Raw genomic sequence first — 18,798 nt, forward strand, 5'->3', positions numbered from 1 at the left:
CTCAGGCGGTGCGCTCGAACGCGATGAGGTGATCAGCTTCGACGCGCACCGGCACATGCTCGCCCAGATGGAAATCCAGATGGCTACGGAATAGCGCCTCGAACTCGGTGTCCTCCGAGCAACGGAATCGGTAAAGGGTTGACGTGCCTGCAAAGGTTTTTTCAATGACCTTGGGTTTAAGACCGGAATCGGCATCGTAGACAATGTCATCCGGCCGGATCAGCACGTCAACCAGTGTGCCCGGCGGCCACTGGTAGGCTCGGTTGCCATGGATGGTGCCGAGTTCCGAGTCAATGGTGTCCGGCCCCAGTGTCTTGCCGGGAATAAAGCCGCCCTGGCCGACAAAGCTGGCGACAAAGCGATTGGCAGGCTCGTGATAGAGGTTGTAGGGCACGTCCCACTGCTGAATGCCCCCGCCTTTCAGAACGGCGACCTGATCGCACATTGCGAACGCTTCCTGCTGGTCGTGGGTGACCAGAATGGCACTGATACCGAGGGTCTTCAGAATCTCCCGTACATCCAGGCTGAGCCTGCGCCGCAAGTCCGTATCCAGGTTCGAGAACGGCTCGTCCAGAAGAATCAACGTCGGTTCCGGTGCCAGAGCTCGGGCCAGGGCCACCCGCTGTTGCTGGCCGCCGGACAGCTCATGGGGGTAGTTGCTGGCAAGATCCTGCAGGTGCACTAGTGTCAGCAGCTCCATGACCTTTTGCTGTCGTTCCTTCCTGCTTTGTTTGTGCAAGCCGAAACCCACATTGTCGGCAATGGTGAGATGCGGAAACAGCGCGTAATCCTGGAAGACCATGCCGATCCGCCGTTTTTCCGGCGACAGCGTGCGCCCCGGCAGGCTGATTGACTGCGACTGCAGACGGATCTCGCCGCTATTGAGTGGAAGGAAACCAGCCAGCGCGCGCAGCACGGTGCTTTTCCCGCAACCGCTGGGCCCCAGAAGACAACCAATGTCGCCGTGGCTCAGGGAAAAGCTGACATCCTTGACCACCGAACCGTTGCCATACCCACAGGACAGATTGTTGACTTCCAGCAGCCAGTCAGCGGTTAAGTTGGGGTTAAGGGGCACGGGATCAGTCCAGTTTGTTGAGGATCAGGAATTCCAGCAGGGCCTTCTGGGCGTGCAGACGGTTTTCTGCTTCATCCCAGACCACGGAGCTGGCATGGTCCATCATCTCGGCGGAGATTTCTTCACCCCGGTGGGCTGGCAGGCAATGCATGAACAAGGCGTCTTTGTCTGCCAGCGCGAGCAGTTCGGGATTGATCTGGTAGCCCCGAAACGCTTTTTCCCGCGCTTTCTGTTCGTCTTCCTGGCCCATGGACGCCCATACGTCGGTCACCAGCAGGTTGGCTCCGCGGGCGGCTTCGGCCGGGTCACGAATGACAGAGACCTGGTCGCGGTGCGCCTGCAGAAGCGCCTCGCTGGGTTCGTAACCTTCCGGACACGCGACACGGAGGTGAAAACCGAACTGCGCCGCCGCGTTGATATAGGAGTGGCACATGTTATTGCCATCACCCACCCAGGTTACGGTGGCACCGCGGATGCTACCGCGATGTTCGCGGTACGTCTGCATGTCCGCCAGTAGCTGACAGGGATGGAAGTCGTCAGTCAGGGCATTGATGACTGGGGCGCGGGAGGCGCTGGCGAATCGCTCTACGGTGTCGTGGGCAAAGGTACGGATCATCACTGCATCGACCATGCTGGAGATGACCCTGGCGGAATCCTCGACCGGCTCGCCGCGGCCCAGTTGGGTATCACGGGGTGACAGGAACAGGCCAGCGCCACCGAGCTGTGTCATGCCAGCTTCAAAAGAAACCCGGGTACGGGTGGATGATTTCTCGAAAATCATCGCCAGTACCCGGTTTTTCAATGTGTCCCGGGTGATGCCACTGCGCCATTCCTTGCGTAGCCGGCTGCTGTGATCCAGCAGGCTTTCCAGCTCGCTGGGCGTCATGTCATTCAATGTCAGAAAGTGTCTGGCTGCCATATCCTGGCCCTTTATAAAACGAAAACCCTGCGGCTCCGAAAAAAAACAACAACGCGACGGGCTGCGGATAAACCGCACCGGCGAGTGAACGTGATGGGAGCTACACTGGCTGTCTGGAAGACAGAGGTTCAAGTCTAGCCCGTCGGACAGGTGAAGACAACGGCGGGGTTTGGTGCCCCTGGCGCGGCGCGTGTACAATAGCAGTCAGGTAAGTTGCTTCCAGCAATCCCGTCTTCAATCAGAGGTAAATGTTCATGGACATTAACGAAACCATCAAGAGCCAACTTGAGGAAAACCCGGTCATTCTGTACATGAAGGGTACCCCCCAGGCTCCCCAGTGCGGCTTCTCGGCGAAGACCGTGCAGGCGCTGATGGCCTGCGGGGAGCGTTTTGCGTTTGTCAATATCCTTGATAACCAGGAATTGCGCGAGGCCCTGAAGGTCTATTCCAGTTGGCCAACCTATCCGCAGCTGTATATCAGCGGTGAGCTGGTGGGCGGTTGTGACATCGTTCTGGAAATGTCTGAAAGCGGTGAGCTGACAACCGCCGTCAAGGACGCTGCCAAGCAGGCTGAGGCCTGATCTAGGAGCCGGTTATACGCTCCGGGGAGAACACCAGTTCGACCCGGTAGCGTTTCCCGTTATGGTCATCCGGTAGTTCCGGGTACGGGCTGGCGGCGAGAGCGGCCCGGTAAGCCGCCCCATCAATTTCTTCCACCCCGCTTGATTGTGCCACCACGGCGCGCGTCAACGTTCCGCCTTCCAGCAAATGCAGTTCAATTTCCATCGTCACGGATTGTTTCAGGCCGCGGAGAGCTCGAATGCGGCTGCGTTTCAGCTCACCGGCAATTTCCGAGGCAAGCCTGACGATGTAGTCGTCCGTCTGTTCCGGTGTTTCGGTTATGCGCGTAACCTCAGCCGCGGGTTCTTCGGGGTGAGCGTTGGTCGGTGAGCCCTCCGCCACCGGAGCGGATTTTAGCGATGCCGTTTGGCTCTGCGAGGAAGAAGGCGTATCCGCCGGTCTCGCTGTCTTGCTTTCTGCCTCCGCAGCGGCTGTTTGTGTTCTCGCTTGGGCTTCGGTTCTGACCATGTCTGGCGTTTTCTGGGCCGGCTCTGGCACTGATGGTTCACTGGCGTGTTCTACCGGCCTGGCCGGGCTTTGTTGCGTGGGTGCGCTGCCGGGAGGGACCAGCTCGAAGGTGAGGCTGGACGTGGCCCGGTCGTCACGATCAAACATCAATGGCAGGCTCGATAGCACCAGAGTATGGAGCATCAAGGCAATGGAAATCGCCAGGGCAATACGATATTGCGCTGGCGGGCTTGCGGTGCTGCCTGGGTCCTGCATGAGGCGTCAGATACTCCGGGGTGGTGACGTGAGGCTATCCAGCCTTGCTTCTGAGACTGCCGACCACCGCATCCAGAGCCCGGTCAATCAAGGCTCCCTGTTCCAGTACCGTTAGCCGGCCACGGCGCATTTCATGGGCCAGATCCGTACGGCTCTTCTCAATGACTTTGAGGCCCATGCGGTTCACGAATACGAAGCAGTCCGCTTCCTCGATGATGGCGGAAAGTTTGCAACGGAAGCTGGCACCGTTCACCAGGTTGAACTCGACCCAGTTGCCGATTTCAACGGCATCAATCTGCGCAACGTATTCCGCTATGGCTGCCTCTTCGAGCTCCTGTTGCCGCTCTATAGCGGTTGGCAGCGAGGCTTCGGCCAGCCCCGCCGTTTCCGGCGCTGCGTCGTCCTCGCGGGCTTCAACCAGCGCGTTGGCGCGGAAGGCGTGGGTCAGTTCGTGCTTGAGTTCGCCCATCATTTCATCGAGTTTCGAGGAATTGTAAGAGACCTCTTCGAGCCCGGCGCGAAGCGCCTTGATCAGGCCTGGTACAACCCGGACCCATTGGTCGCGTTCTTCATCTTCCTGGTGGGGGTGAAGACACCAGATCAGATCGTCCACAACCCGTACGGAGTCCTGCCACCGATGTTCCACATCGTCTCGCAGGTAGGCGAGGAACATCACGCGGCTCCAGCCGTTGATCAGGATATTGCGGATGGCCTCCGGTAACCGGTAGCGCCCGGTCTTCTCCTGCAGGGTCTGGTCCACCGTTTCCTGGGCTTTCTCGGACTTGATGCGGCCCCGCTCAGATTCTCGGGTGCGCTGCTCTACCAGCGATGCTTTGCGGTTCTCGCGGGCAAGGTACTGGTCGAATTCTTCGCCGAGTGTCTCGAACAGTGACAGTTCGCCATCAAACTCGTTGAGGATGCGTTGAACGATGGTGTGAATCTGGTTGTACAGTGTGTCTCGGGTTTTTTCGTCGCTGTCGCTCCAGCCAATGCCGGCTCGAGCCAGTGAGTTCAGTAAACGGCGGGCCGGATGAGTGGAACGGCTGAAAAAGCTTCTGTCCTTTATCACCACCTTCAAAATGGGGATCTGCAAACGGCTGATCAGCACCTGTATCGGGGCCGAGAGGTTGTAATCGTCAAGGATGAATTCAAACAGCATGGATACGAGGTTGATCAGGTCCTCATCCATTTCGTTCAGTGCCGGCTTTTTTCCACCTTGGGGGGCGTTGCCAGCCAACAGCTGTTCGACGACCTGTCGAAGATCAACGGTGACGGGCTCACCCGCGCTCAGGTTCTCCGAGTGGGTGCCTGAGGAGTGCTGCGGCAAAGCGCTGAGCAGGCCGACCAATTCTGCCCCTCCAATAATATGAATGTTCGGGTCGGATGCCCTGGATGGTATGCCAGCGTTCGCTCTTTGCAGCGATAGCATCTGGCGGATCTGTTTGAACATGGCCGCGTCGCCGCTCAGGGCGGGTTGGCCGGAATACTCTGCTGTTTCCTCCGCAGCCTGGCTATCCGGGCCTGACGGCTTGGATTGGCTATGCTGCTGGCCAGGCTTGCCATGGTAACGGAAGTTTGGAATGACGCCGGCCTGAACCAGTATTCGGTTGGCTTCGTCCAGCAGCATGCCAAGATTGGACACCACGTAGCGGTCAAACTGCTTTAATAGGATCAACCGTTCCCGAATCTGGATTTCCAGGGTCTGGATGGCTTCGATAAAGGCACTGCAAAGGTGTTCCGGTGCCATTGGATTGACCGGCGACTCGTCACTGGCTTCTGGGTAAACGGCGCTGAAGCGCGCCTGAAGCTGAAGCAAAGGGCCCTGGAAGTGAGCCTTCGCCTTGGTAATCATGGCGTTAAGGGCAACCTGTTCTTCCAGGTCGTCGTTGCCGACCAGCGCAAGGTTGTCTGCGGACGGCTGAGCGGCCTGCTGTTCCTCATCAGGAACGCTGTTGCCGCTGCGTGGCGGGTTTGAAAAATTCTGCGCGACAGCGCTCTGAAAGTGCCGTTCAACACCTTTGCGTTTGATGCGAATTTCCCGCATCGCTTCAAAGTACCGGTTCTGCTCGTTGTTGCTGCGGGCATTGTTGGCCAGCTCGAACAACGTATCATCAACCGCGTCGAAAGCCCCCTGGAGCAGATCCCCCAGGCCAGCGATCACGGTTTCACGAATTCGGGTCACCTCGGCGGGGGCGGGCCTGGCACTCCCCGCCTCCCTGTGCTCGCGGAGATAATGTATGCCGGACTGCTTATTCATGGCCGACTCCTGTTTACGCCTCAACCGGATACATGACCGAGCTTACTGCCTTATATTTTCGTTATTGGTTAAATCTACCGCATTTTTACGTTCTGTAACACGTTTAAATGATAACAGAAACACGTTTCACAAACTTTTCGGGGTACCTTTACAGGTACCCCGACACGGGAGCATTTCGGGCCCCACCAAGAGGTCTCTAGCTAGTGTAAACCGGCCCGACGCCAACGCTCCAGATCACGACACTGATGGCCAGTAGGGCGACCAGCATGACCAGACCGACGGTCAGCACCGAGGAGGCAAACATGAACCCCCGGTCTTCCGGGATCTTCATCAGAATGGGCAGGCCTTCATAGAGCAGATACACCGCATACGCGGCTGCGACCAGGCCGACCAACATGTTTACCCAGATGTTGGGGTAGGCGGCAATCACGCCAAGTAAAAACATGGGGGTAGCGGTATAGGCTGCCATGGTCACGCCGCGGGGGGTGCGATCCTTGACTTCATAGGTGGCTGCGAAAAAATCGATGAATTTTCCCAGCACGTAGATGCCGGACAGCATGGCACCATAGAAAAGCAGGGATAACTGAACCCCGCTGGAAACTGTCAGCTTGGTGACCGCCCCGTCGCCGATTTGCCAGCCGACCTGGGTGGTACCGATAAATCCGGCCACTGCGGGTATCAGGGCGAGAATCAGAATATGGCCCAGATAGAGTTTACCAACGGATTCAGAATCCTGGCGAATGGCTTCCCATTCACGATCAGGATGAGTAAGCAAGCCAACAGTGTGTGACAGGCTCATTGAACAGACTCCTTGTGATTGTTGTTGTGTCGCACGACTGCCCAGTTTTCGTGTAATACCGGTGGCGGTCAAGGAGAGGGTTAAATTTTGATCTTCTAAGCCTGAGATTAATATAATCTAATGTTCTAAGCAGGTGGGCGCTATCGGCGGGCGCGTTTTTTCCGGCGCATGGGGTGTACGATTGCGGCCTTCACCACGTTGTCCTTGATTTGCAGCACCTCGACCCTGTGGCTTGCCACTTTCAGGCAAACGTTCGTTTCTGGGATGTTTTCCAGGGTTTCGGTGATCATGCCGTTGAGGGTTTTCGGGCCGTCCGTTGGTATTTTCCAGCCCAGGGTTTTATTGATGGTACGCAGTGCGGTGGCGCCGTCGATAATAAAGGTTCCATCGTCCTGAGGGATGATGTCCGGGCTGGTGGCCGCGTAATCCGTGGTGAACTCGCCAACGATTTCCTCAAGGATGTCTTCCAGGGTGGCCAGCCCGAGGACATCACCGTACTCGTCGACCACGATGCCAAACCGGCGTTTTCCTTTCTGGAAATTGATCAGCTGGGTGTTCAGGGGTGTGCTTTCGGGGATGAAATAGGGTTCCTGGCACAGCTGCATGATCATGGCTTTATTGATGTCTTCCTGGAGCAGCAGCTTGGAGACGCTGCGCAGATGCAGAATGCCCTGTATTTTGTTGATGTCGCCTTTGTAGACCGGCAGCCGGGTATGCTGGCTGCTGCGAAACTGCCGCAATATGGTATCCAGGTCGTCTTCCAGGTCGATGCCGACCGCGTCGTTGCGGGGCACCATGATGTCGTTGACAGTGACGTTCTCGAGGTCAAGAATGCCGACCAGCATGTCTTTGTGCTTTGCCGGGATCAGCGCGCCGGCTTCATTTACGACGGTGCGGAGTTCCTCCCGGCTGAGGTGATCGTTGGCGGCGTCGTCCGGCGAAATTCGCAGCACTTTCAGGATGGCACCGGTAAACAGGTTGACCGCCCAGACCAGCGGGTAAAGGATCTTGAGCAATGGCCCGAGCACATGGCTGGCCGGAAAGGCGATTTTTTCGGGGAACAGTGCGGCCAGCGTTTTGGGTGTGACTTCAGCGAAAATCAGGATAACCAGAGTCAGCAGCAAGGTAGCAATCGCGATGCCGGCATCGCCCCAGATGCGGATGGCAATCACTGTGGCTATGGACGACGCAAGAATGTTGACGAAGTTGTTGCCGATCAGAATCACGCCGATCAGTTGGTCGGTACGCTGAAGCAGGCCCTGGGCCCTTTTGGCACCTTTGTGGCCGGTTTTCGCCATGTGTTTCAGCCGATACCGGTTCAGTGACATCATTCCGGTTTCAGAGCTGGAGAAAAATGCAGAAAGGATGATCAGGCCCGCAAGAATGCTGAACAGGGCGGTGAGCGACGTTTCATTCATCGGTTGAAGACCAGTTCCAGTACAAATTTACTCCCGTAGAAGGCCAGCATCAGCAACGCACAGCCGGCGAGCGTCCATCGGCTGGCCGTTATGCCTCTCCAGCCTTTGGTGTAACGGCCTGCCAGCAGGGCCACAAAGACCACGAGAGAGAGCAGAGAGAACAGCGTTTTGTGCGCCAGGTCCTGGGCAAACAGGTCGTCGATAAACAGAGCCCCGGTGACAATCGCGAGGACCAGCATGACCACGCCAGCCCAGACCATTTCAAACAGCAATGATTCCATGGTTTGCAGGGGTGGCAGGTTACGGACCAGCGCGCTGTTGTAGTTGCGCTTGAGCTGCCGGTTTTGCAGGTAGAGCAGGGTTGCCTGGGCCGCCGCTAATGTGAACAGGCTGTACGCTGTCACTGACAGGGCGATGTGTGAGAGCATGCCATAGCTGTCTTCGGAGACCAGTCGAGACGGCGTGTGTGTCACCAGGGACAGGATAATGGTCAGTGCGGCCAGCGGGTAAGCCGCTATAAACAGTGTCTGGACTGGCTTGCGAAGATTGAGCCCTAATAGCAGGAACACAATCAGCCAGGAAATCAGCACTGAGCTCTGAAAAAAGCTGAAATCAAAGCCGCCTGCGTGATGAACCGTTTGGGCGATCAGCAGGCCGTGGCCAGTCAGGGCGAGAAGGCCAATCAACGTGGTGATGGCCAGATTGGACTGCAGACGGCCTCTGAAACTCAGTGCCTGCAAGGCGGTGCCGATGCTGTACAGAAAAAGAGAGGTGACCGCGAGAATCAGCGTTCCCATGACTTCCTTTTAACCACTGTCTGACTGGGGATCGGTGCAACAATTCACCGATTTGACCGGGCTGGTCGTTTCAAGGCGATAGTCTGGTTATAATGTCGCGATTATGCAACAGGAATCAAGGAGCTGTTCTCGGCTTCGTGGTTCGTGCACTCAATTTATTCGGGGTACGGAAGAGCAACATGTTTGAGAACCTCCAAGACCGACTTTCCGGCAGCCTGCGCAAAATTTCCGGCCAGGCGCGGCTGACCGATGACAATATAAAGGACACGCTGCGCGAAGTGCGGATGGCGTTGTTGGAAGCGGATGTTGCCCTGCCGGTCGTTAAGGACTTCGTTGAGGGCGTTCGTCAACGTGCAGTGGGGCAGGAGGTGCAGCGCAGCCTTACGCCGGGCCAGGTTTTCGTCAAGGTCGTCCAGCAGGAGCTTGAGCGGGTGATGGGAGACGGCAACGAGTCTCTCAACCTGTCTGCCCAGCCCCCGGCAGTGATCATGATGGCTGGTCTGCAAGGCGCGGGTAAGACCACCACGGTCGCCAAGCTGTCGCGGCTGCTGAAAGAGCGCCACAAGAAGTCCGTGCTCGTGGTGAGTGCCGATATATACCGCCCGGCGGCGATTCGTCAGCTCGAAACCCTGGCTGGAGAGGTCGGTGTCGAGTTCTTCCCGAGTTCCGCCGACCAGGACCCGGTAGCGATTGCGGAAGGGGCTATCGCTGCTGCGCGCAAGAAGCATATAGATGTGGTGATTCTGGATACCGCCGGCCGTTTGCACGTGGATGAGCAGATGATGGGCGAAATCGGGCGGCTGCATAAGGCGGTCAACCCGGTGGAAACCCTGTTTGTGGTCGACGCCATGACCGGCCAGGACGCCGCCAATACTGCCAAAGCCTTTAACGATGCTTTGCCGCTGACCGGTGTGGTGCTCACCAAGACCGACGGCGACGCCCGTGGCGGTGCCGCGCTGTCTGTGCGGCACATCACCGGCAAGCCCATCAAGTTTCTCGGTATTGGCGAGAAGTCCGATGCCCTGGAGCCCTTTTATCCGGACCGGGTAGCGTCGCGGATTCTGGGTATGGGGGATGTGCTCTCCTTAATAGAGGAAGCAGAGCGGAAGCTGGACCAGAAAAAAGCCCAGAAGCTGACGAAGAAGATCAAAAAGGGAAAGAGCTTTGATCTGGAAGACTTTCGGGATCAGTTGCAACAGATGAAGAGTATGGGTGGAGTTTCCGGGCTCATGGATAAGCTTCCTGGCATGGGTCAGATGGCGCAGGTCGCTCAGCAACAGGTGAATGACAAGTCCATGGGGCAGATGGAGGCCATCATCTGTTCGATGACGCGAAAGGAGCGTCGCTATCCGGACGTGATTAACAACGCCCGCAAGCGTCGCATTGCGGGCGGCTCAGGCACTCAGATTCAGGACGTGAATCGTCTGCTGAAGCAGCATAAACAGATGCAGAAAATGATGAAAAAGTTCGGCAAAAAAGGCGGTATGGCCAACATGATGCGCGGCCTTGGTGGCATGATGCCGCCGGGTGGCGGAGGCGGTGGTGCGCCGCCGTTTGGCCGTATGTAGAAAGCCGTACACAGAAAACAGGGAATCACTGTGTTTCCCTGTTTTCATCGGCGCTGATTTAGCATAGAATAGCGCCCCTTTCGAGTATGGGTCTTCACGCTGGCTGGTTTCCGGCGGGTGTGAATCGTACAAAGTTCGTAAAACAGAACAGGATATTGGTTAAATGGTAACAATCCGTTTGGCTCGCGGCGGCTCTAAGAAGCGCCCGTTCTATCACCTTGCAGTCACCGACAGCCGCAAATCTCGCGACGGTCGTTTTATTGAGCGCGTTGGTTTCTTCAACCCGATTGCCCGTGGTCAGGAAGAGCGTCTTCGCGTTGATCGTGATCGTGTTGAGTTCTGGCTGGGCCAGGGCGCTCAAGCCAGCGATCGCGTTGCCCAGCTGCTGAAAGTCGCTGAGTAATAACGTTTTAATACCGGGGTTCCTGGCATGACACAGCATTCGCAGGAAACTGTGATCGGTCGGATTACCTCGGTGTTTGGGGTCAAGGGGTGGCTGAAAGTCTATTCCTATACAGATCCCAGGGAAGGAATACTGAACTACCGTGACTGGACGCTGGTCCTCAACGGCAAGCGCATTCCGACCCAGCTTGAGGAAGGTCGTCGCCAAGGGCAGGCGGTCGTTGTCAGGCTGAAAGGTATTGATGATCGTGATCTGGCTCACACCTACAGTGGTGCTGAGGTCAAGGTTCCGACCACTGAATTGCCGGAACTTCCTGCAGGGGAGTATTACTGGCATCAGCTCGAAGGCCTTGATGTATTCACAGCTGAGGACGAATGCCTCGGCGTGTTGGATCATATGATCGAGACGGGCTCCAACGACGTTTTGGTGGTGAAGTCCAGTGAGGCTTCCATCGACCAGCGCGAGCGGCTGATTCCCTACCTTCCGGACCAGGTGGTTCGGCAAGTGGATCTGACCGCTGGGCGCATGGTCGTTGACTGGGACCCGGAGTTCTGACGGGTGTGGATTGGCGCAGTCAGTCTGTTCCCGGAAATGTTTGGTGCGGTCACGGATTATGGGATCACCAGCAGGGCAGTGCGTGACGGTCTTCTGACCTTCCGGAGCTGGAATCCGCGGGAATTCACCCATGATCGCCACCGCACGGTGGATGACCGGCCCTATGGGGGCGGCCCGGGTATGCTGATGAAAATTCAGCCACTGCGGGACGCAATCCATGCGGCCCGGGAAGCGGCCCCTGGCGAGGCCTGTGTGGTGTATCTCTCACCACAGGGGGAGACGCTGAATCAGGCATTGGTTGAGTCGCTTTCAGCGCACGAACAACTGATTCTGGTGGCGGGTCGTTATGAAGGTGTTGATGAGCGCCTGATCTTGGCGGAAGTCGATCGGGAAGTGTCGCTGGGAGACTTTGTGCTGTCCGGCGGCGAGCTGGCAGCCATGGCTGTCATTGATGCGGTTACGCGCCTCATCCCCGGAGCGCTGGGTCATGCGCAGTCGGCGGAACAGGATTCATTCGCCGATGGTTTGCTGGATTGTCCGCACTACACCCGGCCCGAGGTTTACGAAGGTCAGGCGGTGCCGGATGTTTTGTTAGGCGGTCACCATGATCAGATCCGGCGTTGGCGGCTCAAGCAGTCGCTGAGGCGAACCCGGGAGCGACGCCCCGACCTGCTGGAAAAGCGGGTATTTACGGACGAAGAGCGTGTGCTGCTGGAAGAAATATTGAACGAACCGGGTGCCTCTGAATCATCAGGGCATTAAAAGATTGGGTATCAGGAGTATACGATGAGCGGCAAGAACAACATCATCAGTCAACTTGAAACAGAACAGATGGCCAAGGAAATCCCTGCGTTTGCGCCGGGCGATACCGTGGTTATTCAGGTTCGTGTAACTGAGGGCAACCGTGAGCGTCTGCAGGCGTTCGAAGGCGTTGTGATCGGTAAGCGTAACCGTGGCATGAACTCGTCCTTCACTGTTCGTAAGATCTCTTACGGTGTTGGCGTAGAGCGTACTTTCCAGACTTACTCCAAGCTGATTGATAGCCTCAGCGTGAAGCGTCGCGGCGATGTGCGTCAGGCCAAGCTGTACTACCTGCGTGATCTGTCTGGTAAGGCGGCTCGCATCAAGGAGAAGCTGGGCTGATCAGCGAAAGCTGCACAGCGCGCTTGATGAAAAGGCAGCCAGTGGCTGCCTTTTCTGTGTCTGGCTGATATAAGTACGGCTTCAATGTCGACGGCTTCCGGGTGTATCGATGGTAGTAAAACGCAGACTCCGCCCTGAACTCCGGCCAGAGGATGAGGCGGTCGTCGCACGTTTTACCGATGTAATCTGGCTGGAAGACGGTCTCGGTGAGAAAACGCGGATGGCTTATCGCAGCGACCTCGAGCGGTTTGCGGGCTGGCTGGTCAGTCAACCGGGGCGGCCCTTGCTGACAAAGGTGCGCCGCGCAGACCTGCTCGCGTGGATATCCAGGGGCCTTGCGGACGGCGCGAAAACATCCACCGCCGCGCGCCGGCTGTCAGGGTTGCGGCGATTCTATCGCTACCTTCTGCGGGAAGGTGTCATCAGTGAAGACCCCACGCTGCAGATCGATAGTCCGCGCCTGCCCCGTCGTCTTCCGGATTCACTCTCCGAGGAAGATGTGGACTCCCTGCTGAGGGAGCCTGATCCAGAGGTGCCCATTGAGCTGCGTGACAAAGCCATGATGGAAATCCTCTATGGCTGCGGCTTGAGGGTATCGGAGCTGACCGAGTTGCGGGTGGACCAGGTAAATCTCCGCCAGGGCGTGGTGCGGATCACCGGCAAAGGTGGCAAGGAGCGACTGGTTCCGCTGGGGGAAGAGGCGATTGACTGGCTCTTGCGCTACATGAAAGAGGGTCGTGGCGAGCTGCTGAAAGGGCGGCCATCCGACGCGCTGTTTCCCGGCAACCGCCCGGTAGCGATGACCAGGCAAACGTTCTGGCACCGAATTCGTCATTACGCATTGCGTACAGGCATTCGAAAGCACCTGTCACCACATACCTTGCGGCATGCGTTTGCAACCCATTTGCTTAACCACGGTGCCGATCTGCGTGTGGTCCAGATGCTGCTGGGCCATTCTGACCTGTCCACCACTCAGATATACACCCATGTCGCGCGGCAGCGCCTTCAGGCCTTGCACGAAGCGCATCACCCGCGTGGCTGACGGCCTTGCTTTCGGGTAAGGTGGTGAGCCTGAACTATACCGGTAAATGGGTGTCCCACGGGCAGGCTGACAATGCTCCGGGCACTTTGGCCGGGTGCGCCAGTAAACTGAAAACGGAATTAATTATGTTTGCCAGAAATCTGATCAAATCCACCTTAATGGTTGTCCTGCTGATGGCGTGCCTGGTCGGCGTCCATGCCGCGACCGCCGGGGAGACGGAAGACAACATTGCTGAGCGGTTGAGCAAGGCCATTCCCGGTCTTCGGGTGTCGGAAGTTCGCAAGTCCGTCGCGCCGGGCCTGTACGAAGTCGAGAGCAGCAGTGGTGACATCATTTATACCACCCCGGATGGCGGTTACTTGCTGACGGGCGATTTGCTTCAGATTACCGAGAGTGGCATTGCCAATGTCTCGGAGAGCAATCGCACGGAGAAGCGCCTGCGTGAGATGGAGGCGTTTGAAGCCAATGGGGTGATCAGTTTCCCGGCGGACGGGGAAGAAAAAGCCGAAATCGCGGTGTTCACTGACATCGACTGTCCTTATTGCCGGAAACTGCACGACGAGGTACCGGAGCTGAACAGTTACGGTATTACGGTCCACTATTATGGTTTCCCGCGTTCCGGCCCCGACACTCTCTCGTGGAACAAATATGTATCGGTATGGTGTAATGACGACCCGCAAGGAGCCATGGACGATGCAAAATCTGGAAAAACGGTGGCCCGAAAAAGCTGCAATAATCCGGTAAAAGCCCAGTACGATCTGGGACAAAAAATAGGTGTAACCGGAACCCCGGCGATTGTTCTGGAAGACGGTAATATGGTCCGTGGTTATGTTCCTGCGAAGCAGCTCGCGGAAGGACTCGGCCTGCGGTAATTCGGGGCTTATTCAGTGTGCCCTTAACCGGTATACTATGCGCCCTTGCGACAAGCCCAAGAAAACCCAACAGCACCCCAATGGGGCCAGAGGTGAAAGTTTGAAAGACGTCAGTGTCGGAATCTGCGGATTGGGAACCGTCGGCGGCGGTACGTTCAATGTACTGACCCGGAACGCCACGCTCATTGCCGGTCGCGCCGGCTGCAACATCCGGATCGGCCGGGTGGCCAGCCGAACCCGCCGTGATGATATTGATCTGGGCGACATTCCGTTCAGTACCGACATTTTTGACGTGGTCAACGACCCCGCTATTGACGTGGTGGTGGAGCTGATCGGCGGTTACGACACCGCGCGCGAGCTGGTGCTTTCGGCCATCCACAACGGCAAGCATGTCGTCACGGCCAACAAGGCACTGATTGCGGTTCATGGCAATGAGATTTTTGAAGCGGCCGAGAAAGCCGGGGTTATTGTTGCCTACGAAGCGGGTGTTGCCGGTGGTATTCCCGTGATGAAAGCGATTCGCGAAGGCATGGCCGCCAACCGCATCGATTGGATCGCCGGTATCATCAATGGCACCGGTAATTACATCCTCACGGAAATGCGTGCTGGCCGCGAATTCGCGGAAGTGCTCAAGGAAGCCCAGGACCTGGGTTATGCCGAAGCGGACCCCACCTTTGACGTCGAAGGTATCGACGCGGCCCACAAGCTGACCATTCTGGCGTCCGCCGGTTTCGGTGTTCCGCTGCAGTTTGAAAAAGCCTACACCGAGGGCATCGCGCAGATTACGCCGTATGACATCGCCCACGCCGAGTTGCTTGGCTATCGCATCAAGCACCTGGGCATTGCCCGGCGCCGCGACGACGGCATCGAGCTGCGGGTTCACCCGACCCTGGTGCCCCGAAGCCATCTGATCGCGCAAGTTGATGGTGTACTCAATGCGGTGCTGGTGGATGGCGATGCCGTCGGCCAGACCATGTATTACGGCCCCGGTGCCGGCGATGAAGCGACCGCCTCGGCCGTCATTGCCGATATCGTTGATGTGGCGCGGAGCGTGGCCGCGCAAAGCAGCCAGCGGGTGCCGTACCTGGGATTCGCCCCCTCGGCACTGGAAGATCTGGACGTGCTGTCCATGGAAGACATCCAGTCCGCGTATTATCTTCGCATCACAGCGCTGGATCGCCCGGGCGTATTGGCCAAAGTGGCGTCGATCCTCAGTGAGCACGGCATCAACATTGAATCGATCATGCAGAAAGAATCGGAGCTGAAAGATGGCCGCATTCCGGTGATTATCCTGACCCACACGGTTCAGGAGCGCCAGATGAATCGCGCCATTGAAGAGCTCGAAGCCCTGACCGACATCGATGGGAAAGTTGTTCGCATCCGCGCTGAAAACTTTAACTGACAGGTACCCACGTGAGATACATCAGTACACGGGGCGAAGCACCCGCCCTGGGCTTTGAAGACGTTTTGCTGACCGGGCTGGCCACGGATGGTGGCCTGTACGTGCCGGAGTCCCTGCCGCACTTCAGTCTGGAAGAAATTCGTAGCTGGCGCGGCCTGTCCTATAGCGAGCTGGCGTTCAACGTCATGTTCCCGTTTGTGGACGATGCCATCCCGGCCGACGATTTTCGCGCCATGCTGGATGAGACCTACAGCGTGTTTACCCATCAGGCGGTTGCGCCACTGGTTCAGTTGGATACCAACGAATGGGTGATGGAACTGTTCCGTGGCCCGACTCTGGCGTTCAAGGATTTCGCGCTGCAGTTGCTGGGCCGCTTGCTGGATTACGTGTTGGAAAAGCGCAAACAGCACGTAGTGATCATGGGGGCTACCTCTGGCGACACCGGTTCCGCCGCTATTGAAGGCTGCCGTCGCTGTGAACACGTGGATATCTTCATTCTCCATCCGCACGAGCGGGTGTCTGAGGTGCAGCGCCGTCAGATGACCACGGTCAAAGGTGACAACATCCACAACATCGCGGTGCGCGGCAATTTCGATGACTGCCAGCGCATGGTGAAAGAGAGTTTCGGCAATCAGTCTTTCCTCGGTGGCAAGACTCAACTGGCCGCGGTGAATTCCATCAACTGGGCGCGGATCATGGCCCAGATCGTCTACTACTTCCACGCGTCACTGGCGCTTGGCGGTCCAGACCGCAGCATGGCATTCTCGGTGCCAACCGGTAATTTTGGTGATATTTTTGCCGGCTACCTGGCCAAGAAAATGGGCTTGCCGATTTCCCAACTGGTGATCGCCACCAACCGCAACGACATCCTTCACCGCTTCATGAGCGGCAACAGGTACGAGCAGCAGCAGCTTGAGCACACCTTGTCGCCCAGCATGGATATTATGGTGTCCAGCAATTTCGAGCGCTTGCTGTTCGACCTGCACGGTCGTGACGGGGCGGCGGTCAAGCTGCTGTTGGAAAATGCCGCGAAAGGTCCGGTCAGTATCGAAGATTATCGCTGGCGGCACGCCCGCAAGCTGTTTGACAGTGACGCGGTGGATGATAAGTCCACCTGCGACACGATTCGCGAGGTCTTCAATCACAACGAATACCTGCTCGACCCCCACACCGCCATTGGCGTTCGCGCGGCCCGTAACTGTCGTCGCGACCCGGCCGTGCCGATGATCACTCTGGGCACCGCGCATCCGGCCAAGTTCCCGGATGCCATTGCCGAAGCGGGCCTGACCATCAAGCCCGAACTGCCGGCGCACATGGTCGACCTGTTCGAGCGGGAGGAGCGTTACACGGTGCTGGATAACAACATCGCGGGCGTTCAGGAATTCATCGTCAAGAACTGGAAGAATACCTGACCCGGTATGCCGCCAAAAAAGATCCTGCGTCGCCCCCAGCCTGATACCTCATCAGGTTGGGGGCACAACCTGCCCCCTCTGCTTCGTCGGCTTTATGCCGCACGGGGTGTCACCTCTGATGAACAGTTGAGCTATACCCTCAAACACCTCGCGTCGCCGCTTGAGTTGCGCGGTATTGAGCGGGCGGTGTCGTTGATGGCCGAAGCCATTGCCAATCAGCAACGGGTGATGATCCTGGGCGACTTCGACGCAGACGGTGCGACCAGCACCGCCGTCGGCATGCTGGGGTTGTCCATGCTGGGGCTGGAAAGTATCGATTTCCGCGTGCCCAGCCGATTTTCCGATGGCTATGGACTGACCCCGGGGATTATTCATCGGCTTAAAGACGAGGGTGAATTGCCGGACCTGTTAATCACGGTGGATAACGGAATTTCTGCGGTAGAGGGCGTGGCGGCGGCAAAAGAACTGGGTATGCGCGTGGTCATCACCGATCACCATCTGGCGGGCGAGACACTGCCGGACGCCGACGCCATCGTGAACCCCAATCAACCGGGATGCCCGTTTCTCAGCAAAAACGCCGCCGGTGTTGGCGTGATGTTCTACGTGCTGACGGCCTTGCGCAAGCACCTGCGAGAGCAGGGGCGGTTACCTGATCCCCAGCCGAATCTTGGCACCCTGCTGGACCTGGTGGCGCTGGGAACGGTGGCCGATGTTGTGCCTCTGGATCACAACAACCGAATCTTCGTCGAGCAGGGCCTGCGCCGCATCCGCCAGGGCGAGGCCCGGCCGGGTATTCTGGCCCTGCTGGAAGTGGCCGGTCGCGATCACACGGCCATCAGTTCCACCGACCTGGGTTTTGTGGTCGGCCCGCGCCTTAACGCCGCCGGTCGACTTGATGACATGAGTGTCGGCATTGCCTGTCTACTGGCGGACAGCCCTGACGAAGCGCGCAGGCTGGCCAGTGAACTGGACACCTTCAATCGCGAACGCCGCACCATCGAGAAAGACATGAAGGCTCAGGCCCAGGACCTGTTGGCATCCATGTCTCTGGATCTGGAGGGGCTGCCCTGGGGGCTGGCGCTGTTCGATCCGGACTGGCACCAGGGCGTGATTGGCATTCTCGCAGCCCGTATCCGCGAACAAACCAATCGTCCTACGGTCGCGTTTGCGGCCGACGACAACGGCGAAGACATCAAAGGCTCCGCCCGCTCCATCCCCGGCCTGCATATCCGCGATGCCCTGGCGGTCGTGGACGCCCGTCACCCCGGGTTGATGAAAAAATACGGCGGCCACGCCATGGCGGCCGGCATGACCCTGGCCAGAGCAGACCTGGACACCTTTTGCGAAGCCTTCGACAAAGCCGTGCGGGCCACCCTCACCGCGGAAGATCTGGAAGCCGGCATCGTCACCGACGGCGCACTGACCACTCAGGAATTGTGCCTCGATACCGCCGCGTTATTAAAGAAAGCCGGGCCCTGGGGGCAGCATTTCCCCGAACCTCTGTTCGACGGCGAATTCCGCGTAGTCAGCCAGCGCATCGTCGGCGAAAACCACCTGAAACTGGTGCTGCAACCGGCGGATGGCAACGGCATTGTCGATGGCATCGCCTTCAATACCGGCCCGGAAGTGCCGGATTACACCACAACCGGTGCAAGAGTGGTCTACAAGCCCGATTCGAATACGTTCAGGGGCCGAACCAACCTGCAGTTGCTGGTGGATTATCTGGAGCCGCTGACCTCCTGATTTTCGGTGGGGTTGTCGGATTACGAGGCGCTGCCTCTAATCCGACCTA

18 protein-coding genes are annotated in these 18,798 nt (G+C 57.9%); 11 read left to right on the forward strand and 7 right to left on the reverse strand.

Annotation, left to right across the window (positions count from 1 at the left end):
• Position 1: 1 nt before the first annotated feature.
• Together WD429_RS15465 and argF are read right to left on the reverse strand one after the other, a co-directional pair.
• The gene (locus WD429_RS15465) at positions 2–1,075 is read right to left on the reverse strand and encodes an ABC transporter ATP-binding protein (RefSeq protein WP_368423081.1); all 1,074 of its coding nucleotides are present in this window, start codon (positions 1,073–1,075) and stop codon (positions 2–4) included.
• Positions 1,076–1,079: 4 nt separating this feature from the next.
• Positions 1,080–1,994, reverse strand: a complete 915-nt coding sequence (argF, locus tag WD429_RS15470) for an ornithine carbamoyltransferase (RefSeq protein ID WP_368423082.1) — start codon at positions 1,992–1,994, stop codon at positions 1,080–1,082.
• Positions 1,995–2,248: 254 nt separating this feature from the next.
• On the opposite strand from argF, the gene grxD reads away from it, so the two are divergent.
• Positions 2,249–2,575 (forward strand): Grx4 family monothiol glutaredoxin, encoded by a 327-nt coding sequence (gene grxD, locus WD429_RS15475; RefSeq protein ID WP_368423083.1) that lies wholly within the window; start codon positions 2,249–2,251, stop codon positions 2,573–2,575.
• Between the two features lies 1 nt (position 2,576).
• Here the strand turns inward: grxD and WD429_RS15480 are convergent, their stop codons facing one another.
• From WD429_RS15480 to WD429_RS15500, 5 genes are all read right to left on the reverse strand, one after another.
• Positions 2,577–3,338 carry a TonB family protein gene (locus WD429_RS15480; RefSeq protein ID WP_368423084.1) on the reverse strand — a complete coding sequence of 254 codons (762 nt, stop codon included), beginning with the start codon at positions 3,336–3,338 and terminating at the stop codon, positions 2,577–2,579.
• 34 nt (positions 3,339–3,372) lie between these two features.
• Complete coding sequence (locus WD429_RS15485) at positions 3,373–5,595, reverse strand: DUF1631 domain-containing protein (protein WP_368423085.1); 2,223 nt, start codon at positions 5,593–5,595, stop codon at positions 3,373–3,375.
• 196 nt (positions 5,596–5,791) lie between these two features.
• Positions 5,792–6,394 carry a Yip1 family protein gene (locus WD429_RS15490; protein ID WP_368423086.1) on the reverse strand — a complete coding sequence of 201 codons (603 nt, stop codon included), beginning with the start codon at positions 6,392–6,394 and terminating at the stop codon, positions 5,792–5,794.
• A 140-nt stretch (positions 6,395–6,534) separates the two neighbouring features.
• Positions 6,535–7,812: an HlyC/CorC family transporter gene (locus tag WD429_RS15495; RefSeq protein WP_368423087.1), complete on the reverse strand. Its 1,278-nt coding sequence runs from the start codon at positions 7,810–7,812 to the stop codon at positions 6,535–6,537.
• Positions 7,809–8,609, reverse strand: coding sequence for an inner membrane protein YpjD (locus WD429_RS15500; protein ID WP_368423088.1), 801 nt, complete (start codon positions 8,607–8,609; stop codon positions 7,809–7,811). The genes WD429_RS15495 and WD429_RS15500 overlap by 4 nt, the downstream gene beginning before the upstream one ends.
• Positions 8,610–8,788: 179 nt before the next feature.
• Between WD429_RS15500 and ffh the strand changes: the two genes are divergently transcribed.
• From ffh to recJ, 10 genes are all read left to right on the forward strand, one after another.
• Positions 8,789–10,177 (forward strand): signal recognition particle protein, encoded by a 1,389-nt coding sequence (gene ffh, locus WD429_RS15505; protein ID WP_368423089.1) that lies wholly within the window; start codon positions 8,789–8,791, stop codon positions 10,175–10,177.
• 163 nt (positions 10,178–10,340) lie between these two features.
• Complete coding sequence (gene rpsP, locus WD429_RS15510; protein ID WP_368423090.1) at positions 10,341–10,580, forward strand: 30S ribosomal protein S16; 240 nt, start codon at positions 10,341–10,343, stop codon at positions 10,578–10,580.
• A 27-nt stretch (positions 10,581–10,607) separates the two neighbouring features.
• Complete coding sequence (rimM, locus tag WD429_RS15515; RefSeq protein WP_368423091.1) at positions 10,608–11,135, forward strand: ribosome maturation factor RimM; 528 nt, start codon at positions 10,608–10,610, stop codon at positions 11,133–11,135.
• Between the two features lie 3 nt (positions 11,136–11,138).
• A complete protein-coding gene (trmD, locus tag WD429_RS15520; RefSeq protein WP_368423092.1) occupies positions 11,139–11,897 on the forward strand; it encodes a tRNA (guanosine(37)-N1)-methyltransferase TrmD in 759 nt (252 codons plus the stop codon).
• A gap of 24 nt (positions 11,898–11,921) precedes the next feature.
• Complete coding sequence (gene rplS, locus WD429_RS15525; RefSeq protein WP_368423093.1) at positions 11,922–12,278, forward strand: 50S ribosomal protein L19; 357 nt, start codon at positions 11,922–11,924, stop codon at positions 12,276–12,278.
• Positions 12,279–12,387: 109 nt separating this feature from the next.
• Complete coding sequence (xerD, locus tag WD429_RS15530) at positions 12,388–13,320, forward strand: site-specific tyrosine recombinase XerD (protein WP_368423094.1); 933 nt, start codon at positions 12,388–12,390, stop codon at positions 13,318–13,320.
• Between the two features lie 125 nt (positions 13,321–13,445).
• Positions 13,446–14,192, forward strand: coding sequence for a DsbC family protein (locus WD429_RS15535; protein ID WP_368423095.1), 747 nt, complete (start codon positions 13,446–13,448; stop codon positions 14,190–14,192).
• Between the two features lie 100 nt (positions 14,193–14,292).
• Complete coding sequence (locus WD429_RS15540) at positions 14,293–15,594, forward strand: homoserine dehydrogenase (RefSeq protein WP_368423096.1); 1,302 nt, start codon at positions 14,293–14,295, stop codon at positions 15,592–15,594.
• 11 nt (positions 15,595–15,605) lie between these two features.
• On the forward strand, positions 15,606–17,006 hold the full coding sequence (thrC, locus tag WD429_RS15545) for a threonine synthase (RefSeq protein ID WP_368423097.1): 1,401 nt from the start codon (positions 15,606–15,608) through the stop codon (positions 17,004–17,006).
• 6 nt (positions 17,007–17,012) lie between these two features.
• Positions 17,013–18,749 carry a single-stranded-DNA-specific exonuclease RecJ gene (gene recJ / locus WD429_RS15550; protein ID WP_368423098.1) on the forward strand — a complete coding sequence of 579 codons (1,737 nt, stop codon included), beginning with the start codon at positions 17,013–17,015 and terminating at the stop codon, positions 18,747–18,749.
• The last annotated feature ends 49 nt before the right edge of the window (positions 18,750–18,798 follow it).

Source organism: Marinobacter sp. (genome assembly GCF_040904845.1).
Lineage (GTDB): Bacteria > Pseudomonadota > Gammaproteobacteria > Pseudomonadales > Oleiphilaceae > Marinobacter.

Excerpts from the sequence above, each read along its gene's own strand:
- argF (WP_368423082.1), bottom strand. The coding sequence starts at position 1,994 with ATGGCAGCCAGACACTTTCTGACATTGAATGACATGACGCCCAGCGAG.
- grxD (WP_368423083.1), top strand. The coding sequence starts at position 2,249 with ATGGACATTAACGAAACCATCAAGAGCCAACTTGAGGAAAACCCGGTC.
- WD429_RS15480 (WP_368423084.1), bottom strand. The coding sequence starts at position 3,338 with ATGCAGGACCCAGGCAGCACCGCAAGCCCGCCAGCGCAATATCGTATT.
- WD429_RS15485 (WP_368423085.1), bottom strand. The coding sequence starts at position 5,595 with ATGAATAAGCAGTCCGGCATACATTATCTCCGCGAGCACAGGGAGGCG.
- WD429_RS15490 (WP_368423086.1), bottom strand. The coding sequence starts at position 6,394 with ATGAGCCTGTCACACACTGTTGGCTTGCTTACTCATCCTGATCGTGAA.
- WD429_RS15495 (WP_368423087.1), bottom strand. The coding sequence starts at position 7,812 with ATGAATGAAACGTCGCTCACCGCCCTGTTCAGCATTCTTGCGGGCCTG.
- WD429_RS15500 (WP_368423088.1), bottom strand. The coding sequence starts at position 8,609 with ATGGGAACGCTGATTCTCGCGGTCACCTCTCTTTTTCTGTACAGCATC.
- ffh (WP_368423089.1), top strand. The coding sequence starts at position 8,789 with ATGTTTGAGAACCTCCAAGACCGACTTTCCGGCAGCCTGCGCAAAATT.
- rpsP (WP_368423090.1), top strand. The coding sequence starts at position 10,341 with ATGGTAACAATCCGTTTGGCTCGCGGCGGCTCTAAGAAGCGCCCGTTC.
- rimM (WP_368423091.1), top strand. The coding sequence starts at position 10,608 with ATGACACAGCATTCGCAGGAAACTGTGATCGGTCGGATTACCTCGGTG.
- rplS (WP_368423093.1), top strand. The coding sequence starts at position 11,922 with ATGAGCGGCAAGAACAACATCATCAGTCAACTTGAAACAGAACAGATG.
- xerD (WP_368423094.1), top strand. The coding sequence starts at position 12,388 with ATGGTAGTAAAACGCAGACTCCGCCCTGAACTCCGGCCAGAGGATGAG.
- WD429_RS15535 (WP_368423095.1), top strand. The coding sequence starts at position 13,446 with ATGTTTGCCAGAAATCTGATCAAATCCACCTTAATGGTTGTCCTGCTG.
- recJ (WP_368423098.1), top strand. The coding sequence starts at position 17,013 with ATGCCGCCAAAAAAGATCCTGCGTCGCCCCCAGCCTGATACCTCATCA.